11 protein-coding genes are annotated in these 12,539 nt (G+C 48.1%); 4 read left to right on the top strand and 7 right to left on the bottom strand.

What is annotated here, in order from left to right:
- Positions 1-134 precede the first annotated feature (134 nt).
- The 6 genes from AR543_RS12780 to AR543_RS12755 form a co-directional block, all read right to left on the bottom strand.
- Positions 135-1,742 (bottom strand): response regulator, encoded by a 1,608-nt coding sequence (locus AR543_RS12780; RefSeq protein ID WP_060534886.1) that lies wholly within the window; start codon positions 1,740-1,742, stop codon positions 135-137.
- Positions 1,743-1,809: 67 nt separating this feature from the next.
- Entirely contained in the window at positions 1,810-3,561 is a 1,752-nt protein-coding gene (locus AR543_RS12775; RefSeq protein WP_060534885.1) for a sensor histidine kinase, read from the bottom strand.
- Positions 3,562-3,581: 20 nt separating this feature from the next.
- Positions 3,582-4,325, bottom strand: a complete 744-nt coding sequence (locus tag AR543_RS12770; RefSeq protein WP_060534884.1) for a DUF1361 domain-containing protein — start codon at positions 4,323-4,325, stop codon at positions 3,582-3,584.
- The gene (locus AR543_RS12765) at positions 4,315-5,319 is read right to left on the bottom strand and encodes an ADP-ribosylglycohydrolase family protein (RefSeq protein WP_060534883.1); all 1,005 of its coding nucleotides are present in this window, start codon (positions 5,317-5,319) and stop codon (positions 4,315-4,317) included. The genes AR543_RS12770 and AR543_RS12765 overlap by 11 nt, the downstream gene beginning before the upstream one ends.
- Before the next feature lie 103 nt (positions 5,320-5,422).
- Positions 5,423-5,764: an RNA polymerase subunit sigma gene (locus tag AR543_RS12760; protein WP_158523959.1), complete on the bottom strand. Its 342-nt coding sequence runs from the start codon at positions 5,762-5,764 to the stop codon at positions 5,423-5,425.
- Positions 5,765-6,110: 346 nt separating this feature from the next.
- A complete protein-coding gene (locus AR543_RS12755; protein ID WP_060534881.1) occupies positions 6,111-6,743 on the bottom strand; it encodes a hypothetical protein in 633 nt (210 codons plus the stop codon).
- Between the two features lie 390 nt (positions 6,744-7,133).
- On the opposite strand from AR543_RS12755, the gene AR543_RS12750 reads away from it, so the two are divergent.
- From AR543_RS12750 to AR543_RS12735, 4 genes are all read left to right on the top strand, one after another.
- A complete protein-coding gene (locus AR543_RS12750) occupies positions 7,134-7,946 on the top strand; it encodes an ABC transporter ATP-binding protein (protein ID WP_087071269.1) in 813 nt (270 codons plus the stop codon).
- A gap of 42 nt (positions 7,947-7,988) precedes the next feature.
- On the top strand, positions 7,989-8,966 hold the full coding sequence (locus AR543_RS12745; protein WP_060536767.1) for an aldo/keto reductase: 978 nt from the start codon (positions 7,989-7,991) through the stop codon (positions 8,964-8,966).
- 32 nt (positions 8,967-8,998) lie between these two features.
- Positions 8,999-10,087 (top strand): S66 family peptidase, encoded by a 1,089-nt coding sequence (locus AR543_RS12740; protein WP_060534880.1) that lies wholly within the window; start codon positions 8,999-9,001, stop codon positions 10,085-10,087.
- A 208-nt stretch (positions 10,088-10,295) separates the two neighbouring features.
- Entirely contained in the window at positions 10,296-11,789 is a 1,494-nt protein-coding gene (locus tag AR543_RS12735; RefSeq protein ID WP_060534879.1) for an MFS transporter, read from the top strand.
- A gap of 220 nt (positions 11,790-12,009) precedes the next feature.
- On the opposite strand, the gene AR543_RS12730 is transcribed toward AR543_RS12735, so the two are convergent.
- A complete protein-coding gene (locus AR543_RS12730) occupies positions 12,010-12,486 on the bottom strand; it encodes a VanZ family protein (RefSeq protein ID WP_227871745.1) in 477 nt (158 codons plus the stop codon).
- Positions 12,487-12,539 lie beyond the last annotated feature (53 nt).

Raw genomic sequence — 12,539 nt, 5'->3', positions numbered from 1 at the left:
CCCCCTTTAACTTGGACCGTGCTTATTTGGATGGTGATGTTTATGTTGGCTTGCTGTTCATATTTTTATTATAAGTGGGAGAGCGCACATATCCTATGTCACGAAATTAACATTCCTGCACCTTTTGCAAGCAATTACTTGTCCCTGAATTCATTCGGGGTCATGCCATAGTGCTTTTTGAATAATTTGCTGAAATACTGCGGATTCTGATAGCCCAGTTCAGCCGTAATTTCATAGATTTTATGATTCGTATGCTTAAGCAGATACAATGCTTTTTCCATACGGATACGGATAATATAATCGCCCAATCCCTCACCGGTCTCTGCCTTGTAAATTTTGGACAGATAGACCGGATGCAGAAATACGCGATCGGCAATATTTTTGACAGATACATCCTGTCCCAGATGACCGGCGACAATCTCCTGTACCTGCTTGACGATCCGGCTGCGACTCGGCTCTACAGATGAGCTGCGCTGTCCTTCCATCCGGGTCAGTACATCCATGCACCAGCTGCGCAGCCGATCCAGGGACCCTGTGATATGCTGGGCAGCAAAAGGATCCAGTCCGCCCGAATCATTGGCTGGCAGTACATGCCCATGATGATGCGCCATATAGACCAGCGCATTGCTCACTGCCAGATATACTTCGTACAGCTGCTCATGAGTCAGCGGCAGGGATTCCAGCGAATCCAGTACACCCGTCAGCTTTTCTCGTGCGGTATCCCATTGGCCTGATTCCAGCAGATGGATCAAGGTAGGCGGACGATACAGCGGCTCCATATATTTGTTGATTGCCGGACGTTCCAGTGTATGGTGCTGTGGCTGTACGGAATGAACACGGGAGTCCCCGGAGACCGCTGAACCCTGTGCAAAACGCAGTAGCTGCCGATAAGCAGAAGCCAGCCCATCCGGGAAAATGATCCATTCGCTAACATACACATTCAGTTGGAGCTTCAGATAGCGGTTGGCATTATCCACAAACGCCTCCAGCAGCTGCTCATCCTGCTGTGGTATCCCCTGCTCATCCCTTTTCCACAGCATTACCAGTCCGTTATGCGGCGCTCTGCCGGACCATAACGGACGCTGCTGACCCAATACTTCGGCTGCAATATTGGCGGCTGCATATTCCAGCAGACGGGCTTCGCTCTCTTCCATCCCGCGCAGCGATGGACTGGCAGGAACAAATAGCATGCGGACGATATCTCCGGGACGCAGTGTAACTTCATAGCTTTCCAGACGGTTCAGCAGCTCTCGTTCACCCGGTTCACGGCCAAGCATCAGGTCACTCAGTAGCCCTTCACGCAGCAGCTCCAGCTCGGACTGACGGCGATAGGAAAGCTGATTATAACGATCAAGCTGATCCCATTCTTCCTCCAATGCCTGAACAGCAGTATGGACGCTTTTGATAAACTGCTCGTCATCTACCGGCTTGAGGATATAATCACTTGCTTTGAGCCGGATTGCTTTTTGCGCATATTCAAAATCCGAATGTCCGGTTAGCACCATAGTGCGCACCTCCGGCCACTGGCGTGATATCTCACTCAGCAGCTCCAGACCGTCACGATCCGGCATACGGATATCGGTTACTACAATATCGATCTCATGCTGATGCATAAGTTCCAGTGCCTGATCGACCGAGTCGGCACGATAGACCTGCTGAATACGCAGCTGTTCCCAAGGAATAGTGAGCGCCAGACTTTCTGTTACATATGATTCGTCATCTACCAGTAAAATATTGACCATTCTGTTCACTTCCCTGATTTCAGTAATAACCTGTTTGTTATGATCATTCGCAGCGAGCAATTTCAGGTCAGGAGGTTATGTCAACCGGTTCACTCTGCCAGCGCAGGGTTACCTGCAGACCACCCAGTGGAGAAGCGGATAATGTGACACCAGCTCCTTCGCCAAAACGCAGTTGCATCCGCTGATGTACATTCCATAATCCGCAGCCCATCTCTTCTCCAAGCGGCTCTTGCAGGCTAGCCTGCAGCTGCTGCATCGGTTCCGGCTCCATGCCTTTGCCGTCATCTTCGACAGAAAGTACCCACTGCTCTCCATCCCTGTATCCGCTAATCCGAATCTGTCCAGCCGAGGAGTAACGTTCGATTCCGTGAATCACAGCATTCTCTACGAGTGGCTGAATCATCAGCGGTGGAATCAGTACGCTCTGCAGAGCTTCTTGGAGTTCAATATTATAGTTGAGCCGTGCCATCCGCATCTGCTGAATCGCCAGATAATTGGATACAAAGTCCATCTCCTCCGCTAGCGGTACTAGATCACGCTCCTGACGGGTCGTGTATCGATAATACTGCGATAGATTTTGGGACATGGCGATGACCGCCTGCTGATTGTTCAGCTTGGCCATACTCGTAATAAAGGAAAAGCAGTTATAAAAGAAATGCGGATTAATCTGAGACTGCAGCTGCTTGAGCCGTGCTTCCCGTACATGAATCTTCTCCAGATACACATGTTCAAACAGTGTCTGGATCTGGGAGACCATCGAGTTAAACCGATCCGACAGGTAAGCAAACTCGTTGCGTCCCCTGGGCGTAATCCGCACCGAATAATCCTCCTGCTTAAGCCTTGTAAACCCTACAATCAGCTGGCGCATGGGCACCTGCACCTGTGCGTACAGCAGATACGCAGCAATAAAGCTCATCAGCAGCAGTATAATCACCGACAGGTAAAACAGTCGGTTGGAATCCTGAATCGGCTGCAAAATATCATTGAGCGGAATATAGTCAATCATGTACCAGCCGGTTACTTCCGAACGTACCGCATTGACCATATAGGATTGACCGTTCACATTAACCGTCCGGCTCTCAATCTCTTTAAGCGGCTGTTCATGCATCGCAGTGATCAGCGCATCCGTTAACCGATGATCTGCAGATCGGTTATAGATCGTACCCAATCCGGGATTGTAATAAAACGGATCACGGCGTCCGTCACTTTTGAATTTATCCAGCATATCCTGAATGTTACCGCTATCAAATTCGACTTTGATAACCGTGCTGATATCGGCTGAGTCCACCGATGCATTATACGGCGAAATCGATGTCCAGGAAAATACAAATTGTGCCGGCGCGGAAGATAACGTATCCGGCACACGAGTCACCTGCCAGCCCGAGCGGAAATCCCGGGAGGCAGACGACGGATCTACCGAAGCGGCATCACTGTCCGTAACCAGCCGCTTCAGCGATGGCGAATAAATAGACAGATGCGCTCTCCAGTTGGACGAACTTTCCTGGATAGCCAGCTTGCTCTGAATCCGCTTGACCAGATTAATGGAATCCAGATTCAGATATCCATTTTGCAAATACATATCGTTAAAGCTGACTACATCCGGGTCGTGAATCAGCAGATTCGGCCAGGACGACAGCAGCTCAATATTCGTATTCACCTGATTTTGAAAAAAGCTAAGCTGATTCATATTGGACTGATTCAGCTCCTGCCGGAGTACATGCGTAGTCGTCTGATTGGAATACGTATAGAGAATAATAATAGGTACCAGCATCACAACAAGCAGAATAATCATTTTGGTAAATAAATTATAGCGGTACACGTTCATCGCACTCCTTCATCTCACCAGCGGGAACTTCTCCCCTGTAACCTAAACATACCGCCGCGCATAACCAGATAGCCTACCAGACTAATCACTAGCATCATGCTGCTAAATACAAGCATAAAATGTAGTTCTGCCGGATCGCCAACAATATGCACTACATCACTCCAGATCTTATGCGGATCGGTAAATACATCCCAGCTGTTCCAGCGTACAAAGCGTCCAATATAAATGCCGATACTGCTGAGTACAAGCACAATACATGCAAACACCCACGAACGCACAGCACCGTAACGCTCCGCAACAAGCAGCTGCAGGGAAGACAGCGAATACGTTCCCAGCCCCAGCCCTACCACAGCAGCCGTAACGAACAGAAACAGGTGATACCAGAATTCCAGATCATGCACAAAACGTCCATTGGGTTTGTAATGGACAAACGGATGAATCATATCTGTCACCAGATAAGCCGAGTTCGGATAAAACAACAGCCAGCTGACGACCAGCACCCCACTAACAATCCGGAGCGGCCAGGATATCCGGCGCTGTCTGTAAAAGGAAAATACTCCATCCAGCAGCAATGCCAGCATCACAGGAACCCATGCCAGAAAAATATCCCAGTTCAAAAAACGGTACAGTGATCGACCGGTGTAATCCCGGATATGCTGCCCCATCCAGACACAAAAAATAGTCCCTATAAGCAAAGCAGCCAGCACGACCACTTTGCCGATCCATGTACGACTACCCCATATATTTTCATTCCTCATCGTCTGTCCCTTTCGTCGCTGCGGACAGGCTCTCGATCATCCGGTCAAAGCGCTCGCATATCGCTTCGATATCTTCCAATCGGGCCAGCTGGCTACACCACTCTGCAGGTATGGACTCATAATCATAGTACATGCCTGCCAATCCACCTGTCACAGCAGCTGTCGTGTCAGTATCCTCTCCAAGGTTTACCGCCATCAATACCGCTTCCCTGTAACTGTCTGTATGCAGCAGTGTCCAGATACTGGCTTCCAGTGTATGCACTACATAACCGCTGGAGGCAATATCGTCTCTGGATAGCTGATCCAGACCTCCCTGTACAATACGTGCAAATCGGCTGTATTCCGCATGGTCGCTATAATGCGTCCGAATAATCTCGCACATCGCCAAATAGCTATCACGCAGACTCTGTCCAGATGAAGCGGATAGTATCTGCATGCCAAGCTCCACATAAATAACTCCTGCCAGAATAGATACCGGATGCCGATGCGTCAGCGAAGATACCCGTCTGACCCACTCATACCGCTCTGTTCTGCTCGTATTTGCCAACCGGTAAATTAGCGGCAAAATGCGCATCAGTGAGCCATTGCCATTGCTGTATTCATCTTTGCCACCGCATTGTTCATAAGGAGTATCTCCGCTCTCCATGCGTGTAATAGCCTGCCGGGTAGCAATCCCGATATCAAACAGTTCATCATGTGCTGTCCATAATCCCTGACGATACCACTGGATAAAACGTCGTCCTAGATCATCCGTATCCAGCTGCGGATGCATCACGAGGCTGTACAGCAGACAAAGCGTCATGGTGCTGTCGTCCGACCATGTACCGGGCGGCTGATTGTGGGTTCCATACCCGATCATATCGACTGCCGGATGAGCTGCGATTTCCTTTCGACTCATGAATTCATAAGGGACGCCAACCGCATCTGCTATAAATAGTCCGATAATGCCTCCTTTGACGGATGGTACAGGTATTGGAAATTGTTGATTATTCATAGGTGTATTCTTCCTTTCGTTATTTCAGGGTACATGCATCATTACAACATTATTCTTTAACTCAGAATGTCCTGCCAGCCTGTCCTGCCGATATGCTGTCGCTCTATCCAGCACTTCCTCCGCGAATAAAACGGCGCACAACTTCTTCCAGACGATCTACGTACTCTACCAGCTGCTCCTCAGGCAGATTCTCTATCATCGACCGATCATTCATATCAAAATGCCACATGATACTTTTGAGAATATAACTGTATGTAAAAAACACCTGCTCCATTAGTGTCCGATCCAGCGCAACATCTTCCGATGCCGGTGTCAGGTCGGTAATCGCTTGCACATAGGCTTTGAAACTGGACGGGTTAAAATAATTCTCTTCATGCAGAGCATGGATAAAGCTGCCTTCAATTCCTTTGTAATTACAGGCAATCACTTCTTCGGGTGTCATCATAATTAAGCATTCCTCCAGCATTCAACACTTTTCTCCAATTCTTTTAAGCATAGCTTATTTTGAGCAGTGTGAAAAGTTGCTTCATTATTCACAAATCTGCTCTATTACCAGTGCACTTCTGCTCGTAATTAATACTCTGTTTTATTGTAGTTAAAGTAAAATACAATGGAATCCTTCATTTTTATTAGATGATCAAAATAAAAAGGCTGCCTTTTCCGACTCGAAAAGACAGCCTTTTTCTATAAGATTGATCCGGTATTTCCGATTTGTAGACTGCATTTCCAAATTATCGATTTGGCGTAAAGTCATATCAGGCGAGAACACTCCTCTGCCGGCCGGTCAATAATCAGGAGTTCAACTCAGCCAGTCTTGCACCTACGCGTGCCACAGTGATTCCTCGGAGTGGTGATCCTCCTGAGGTGAAATTCACATAATAATTGCCGGAAGCCCACGGCGTGGTTTTATAAATAGACCAGCTACTGCCACCGCCGATACTGACAATACTGTCGGGAATCAGCTCACCCGTCGGTGAATCTTTGGAGAGGGATATAGTCATACGCTGCTTCCCTGCATTTTTCACCCATATTTTCACAAATCCATAGCCTTCTGGCATATGAAAAGGCTGTGACATCTGAGTGCCGGACAACGACTCTGCAAATATCGTTTTGGTAGATTGAGGTGGGGCATTTGGTTTATCCTTTTTCAACAGAGGCACAGACATTTCATGTCGAAAAGTCATATCGTTGACTCCTTCTGATCGTCCAACAGAAGAAGCCAAAATCCTTGGCTTTTCCTGGACCTGCTGCTCCGGCACCATCGCAGCTACTGACGGCGCTGGAGGTACAGAATGACTCTCCACTTTAAAATACACAGCGAGACTCAGAAGCAGTACCATGACCACTGCCAGCGTCACACCGGTATAAATAACTGCTTTTTTGTTCTTTTTAGGACTTTGATGATGAGGTCTGGTTTTTTCCATGATTAATACTCCTACTTTCTGCTTATCAATAAACAATAGCTTTGCTTGGTTTCTTGAATCTATGTAGTGGTATGCTTCTCCTTTCATTATGTTCGACTAAATATTAGATACTTATGTATAATTTACATTTTATGACCACTTGATGTCAAACGGACTGTATCTGACAGTCTGCATTTCACGAAACAGGAAATTATTTTGCTATATCTCCCATTTTCAGCATTTCCTTGTGGTAATGAAGAATGTCCAGAAAGGATTTGCAGAGATTGTGCTACCAAAAACAGTCTTCCTCCTACTAGAGAAGCCTATAATAATGCTATAATTTCCATAATATCCACAGCAGCGCTTTCAATAAGCCGCTTAACCTTTTATTGATTCAAAGGAGTGAACATCTTGATTATTGATATCCATCATGCCAGCTGGCGGCGCGAACAGAGTACGATTATTAACAATATTTCCTGGCAGGTGCAGCCGGGTGAACACTGGTGTCTGCTTGGACTCAACGGCTCCGGTAAGACTACCCTGCTCAATATGATCAACGGCTACATATGGCCCACTACCGGCTCTATCAGTGTACTCGGCGAGAAATTCGGTGAAGTGGATCTGCGTGAACATCGCAAGCGGATCGGCTGGGTGAGTACTTCGCTGCAGCAGCGGCTGCACGGACGCGATACGGCAGAGAATATTGTGCTGAGTGGCAAATTTGCCTCGATCGGCATTTATACCCAGATTGAGGATCATGATCGCGAACAGGCTTTGCAGCTGATGCAGCAGTTGGATGCCGAGCGGCTGGTAGGCCGCACTTACGATACGCTATCGCAGGGAGAACGTCAGCGCATACTGATTGCCCGTGCACTAATGGCTTCACCTGATCTATTGATTCTGGATGAGCCGTGCACGGGTCTGGATATTTTTGCGAGAGATCAGCTGCTTCAGCGGGTACAAACTATCGCAAACGGACAAAATGCTCCTACACTGCTGTATGTGACACATCATATTGAAGAGATTATGCCCTGCTTTAACAAAACGATGCTGCTGCGTGACGGTCAGATATTCGCTGCCGGTTCTACTGCCGATATGCTGGATTCGCAGCGACTCAGTGATTTTTTCAATACCAGTGTCGAAGTACGTCCCGAACCGGGCGATCGGTACTCGATCCGTCTCACCGGTCCTTTCACCACCATGCCTGCAGAGGCAGCAGAATAACATCTATCGACTTCAATGTGAAGGGAGCACTTAATAAATATGATGAAATATCAATATCTGGGACGAAGCGGATTGCAGGTGTCCCTGCTCGGATTGGGCACCAACTCGTTTGGTAAGCGCGCCGACAAAAAAACATCGATTCAAATTCTGCATGCAGCGATGGACAGCGGTATTAATTTTATCGATACTGCAAATATCTATGCAGGTACCGCTTCCGAGCGGATTATCGGCGAAGGACTCAAAAACGGTAAACGGCATGAGGTGATTCTTGCGACCAAAGCCGGCTTGCCACGCGGAGATGAACCGAATCAACGCGGCTCTTCACGCTACCATCTGCAGCGCGAACTGGAAGACAGTCTCAAACGTCTGCAGACCGACTACGTGGATCTGTATCAGATTCATACATTTGATCCCTATACACCGCTCGACGAGACACTTCGTACACTCGAACATATGGTGCAGTCCGGTAAAGTGCGCTATATCGGCGCTTCCAATTATGCAGCCTGGGAACTTATGAAAGCGCTCGGAATCAGTGATCAGCTCAAGCTGGAGCGATTTGTATCGATCCAGACGTCCTACTCGCTGGCTGATCGTACACCGGAACAGGAATTAATGCCTCTCTGTCAGGATCAGGGCGTCGGGATTATCCCTTACTTCCCACTGGCTGGAGGAATACTGACCGGCAAATATTCGCAGGAAGACGAAGCGCCCGCAGGTTCGCGCGCGGACAAAGACCCTTCCTTTAATCGACTGTTGACCGGAGAACGAATCGGACTTGCTGACGGGATCAGCTGGTGTGCCCGTTCGCTGTCCATCGATCCGGCTGTACTATCCCTGGCCTGGCTGATGAGACAGCCTGCCGTCTCCAGTATTATTGCCGGAGCCACATCGGTAGAACAGCTGAATAATAATCTGAACAGCATTGAACTGGTACTGAGCGATGATGTCATGGCAGAGCTGGAGCGTTTAAGCAAGCCTTTCCGCTACAGTGAGCCTTTTGCAACCTATCGTCTGTTATAAAATATATTGCCCTTGAGGAGGCTCCACATCATATGGAATATATCCCGGATCGTTATTCATCTGCCGATAACGGCTTCAGCTACCCATCATCCCAGATTATCTATCCTGCTCCATTACGCAAAGGAGACCGGATTGCGATTATCGCTCCGTCCAGCGGCGTTAATCCCGAAGCTCATCATCTGTTGCACCGGACACGCGAGTACCTGGAACAATTGGGTTATATGGTTACACTCGGTGACAGCGTATGGACCAATGATAAATGCGTCAGTCTGCCCAAAGCCGAACGTGCTGCCGAACTGCAGCAATTTCTGCTGGATGAGCAGGTGCAGGCGATTATTCCGCCGTGGGGCGGAGAATTTCTGATGGAGCTGCTGCCGCTGCTGGACTGGGATCGGATTCGTGAGCAGCCACCCAAATGGATACTTGGCTTCTCCGATATCAGTACGCTCACATTTGCCTATACCCTGCAGACCGGGTACGCTTCGGCTCATGGCCCAGGAGCTATCGATATTTCCGGCTCTGATGATCCGACAACATCCATCTGGCTGCAAATGCTGACTGCAGCGGACGGCCAGAGTGTGGAGCAATATTCTTCTACCCACTATCAGACGGTCAGTGACCATAGCCAGCCCGGTTATAATCTCGATACATCCACCGAATGGCGCATTCTGGGCCAAGAAGATCAGCCAGAGGCCTCGCTCCAGTTCTCCGGTCGCCTGATTGGCGGTTGTATGGATGTTATTACGGTGCTGATCGGTACGAAGTGGGCTCCGGTAAATGAATTTATCGAACATTATGCAGCATCGGATAGTGTAATCTGGTATCTGGAGAGCTGCGAAATGAATGCCGGGGACATTTATCGCCATCTCTGGCAGATGGATCAGGCAGGGTGGTTCCGTCACGCCAAAGGTATACTGATCGGCAGACCTGCTGGTTATTCCGCGCTGGGCAATTTCGAACTGACCGATGCATTGCAGCAGGTATTCGGGGATCGGAATATTCCAGTCGTGTATGGCGTAGATATTGGACATATTCCTCCTCAACTGACGCTGATTAATGGTGCTTCAGCCATTGTGAGCGTGAAGTCCGGGCAGGGTAGCATCGTGCAGACCCTGGACTAGAATTACGAGAACAGCTTGTTTGGCGCTGGATATAACCAGCTTCAATCCATGCAGCAACAGTCAGCACTAATACATGCTGGCTGTTGTTTTATGATAAATGTTTATTCGGAACAGCTAAAAAAAACAAAAGGTGCATTTCATTTCATAATGCCGGATATTGATGATACAATAAGCTGGTTGGTTTCTTACAGGACAGGAGGAGTTCCGTTTGCGCGCGATCTTATCATTTCTGACAGAAGTACGGGACTGGCCGCGGAATGTGCGGCTTTTTTTCTGGGCGAATCTGCTTTACCAGATTGGTAATGGCATGTTCAGTGTTCTCTATAATCTATACATACAGGGATTAGGTTATCCCGATGCAATGAATGGACGCATTATTAGTATCCAGTCGCTTGCAACCGCTATCTTGTTTATTCCCGTCGGTCTGCTAGGAGATCGGTTTAGCCGCAAAAAGCTGCTGACACTGGGCGCTTTGCTCAGCGGGATCTTTTTTATCGGACGTTCGTTTGCTATGCAGACGGATGCGCTGCTGATCCTTGCTGTCTGTTCGGGGATTTTTGCTGCCATTTTTCAGGTAATGGCGATTCCTTTTCTCGCCGAAAATGTATCCCGTTCCCAGAGACTGCGCATGTTCAGCTTCTATTCTTCACTCGTGCTGGCTGCGCAGGTAATCGGTAACACTGGCGGCGGGATACTGGCAGATACGCTTCATGCTGCAGGTATGAGCTATGTATCCAGTCTGCAGCTGGTGCTTGTGACAGGCAGCGCAGCGACATTGCTGGCTTTTATACCAATGATCTTTGTTATGGAAAAGTCGAAAATATCGCAGGAAGTACAGCCTGTTCATCCAGCAGTATTCACAGACAGACAGCCGGCAGCAGATCATGCGTCTCCTAGCAATAAAGATAATAACGCTGGAGCTGCTGACGCTTCTTCTCCGGCACCGCTCGTTTCTGTGGCTGCTGATGTACCGGCTTCCACAACGCCAACTGCTGCAATCCCTACCGCACCAACAGCTATAACGGCTCCAGCCACTTCGGATTCAGCAGCTACTTTTCAGCAATCTCCTGCCCAAAGTGTACCCCATACTGCAAAGCAGGAACGCTCTTCCGATATGAAGTTTATCAGCCGCTTCATGCTCGCACAGCTGCTGACCGGCTTGGGATCGGGATTGGTCGTCCCTTATCTGAATCTGTATTTTACCAACCGGTTTGATGTATCACTCACATCCATGAGCATCCTAATCTCACTTGGTCAGTTGATGACGATTGTCTCTATGCTGCTCGGTCCGGCACTGGCGGCTCGCATCGGCACCGTACGCGCTGTGGTTGCTTTTCAGATGCTGTCGCTTCCGTTTCTGCTGCTGACCGGATTTACTAATGTACTGCTTGTAGCTTCGATCAGCTTCCTGTTCCGACAGGCTTTGATGAATGCGGCCAATCCACTGCAATCATCGATTATGGTAGACCGTGTCTCTGATAAACGCCGCAGTATCGCCAACTCGCTGATGCAGACTGTATTTATGCTAGGCTGGGCAACGATGGGACCGGTGCAATCGTACCTGGTCACCAGCTATGGAACGTATTGGGGATATGCGATTACATTTAGTATTACGGGTGTGTTGTATATAGCTTCTTCGATGCTGTATTACTTTATGTTCCGGAAACCACCTGCTCCAAAAATGGCAGAAGCGACCGTGTAGCATCCAATTGTGAATACATCGGTATAACACCATAAAAACTCTTTCCAGTTGTATGGAATAGAGTTGCTCATCGTATCTCTAATTGTTTCTGTACGTTTTTTTGTATCTTGCTTTGTATTTCAGCCTATCCATAACTATAAAAGTAGCAAACCCCTGCTTTTTCTCCGCCAAGATGGATACGAGAAAAACAGGGGTTTTATTGTATATACTATTGTGCCGACTATCGGCGATAACGAATCCGTTTTATCCCGCTCCATAGCATATAGCCGATCCAGGCACCCAGCGTATTCAGCCAAATATCGTCGACATCAAACGTACCTCGATGGGACAGCATCTGAATTACTTCTACCACAAAAATGCAGCCTATAAATCCCACCAGAAAATGCCGCATTTTCACAGACCAAATCCACGGAATCAACAAACCAAAAGGCACGAATACACCTATATTGCCAAGCAGATTAATCAGCATATCCAGCGGGCTCCCTACTTTTAATAAGGCAAAGTCCATAATGGTTTGAAAAGGAATCCAGTTATAGCGATAAGGGGCTTCCGGATGATAGCTGCGTCCAAATGCAAAAAACATCCAATAGAGCAGCAGCAGGGTATACCCTACCAGCAGCACCATTTTCCAAAAAACAGGTGTGCTGCTGGTAGGCGATTTTCTTTTCTCTGTAATATGATCTCGTTCTATGTTCAAAATAATATCCTTTCGCGTTTGATTGCTCTTCTTGAATAAAATTGCTTATTACA

Origin of the sequence: Paenibacillus bovis (genome assembly GCF_001421015.2) — a bacterium.
GTDB lineage: Bacteria > Bacillota > Bacilli > Paenibacillales > Paenibacillaceae > Saccharibacillus > Saccharibacillus bovis.
The sequence above is the reverse complement of the archived record's forward strand: the minus strand, read 5'-3'. Positions and strand labels throughout refer to the sequence as shown.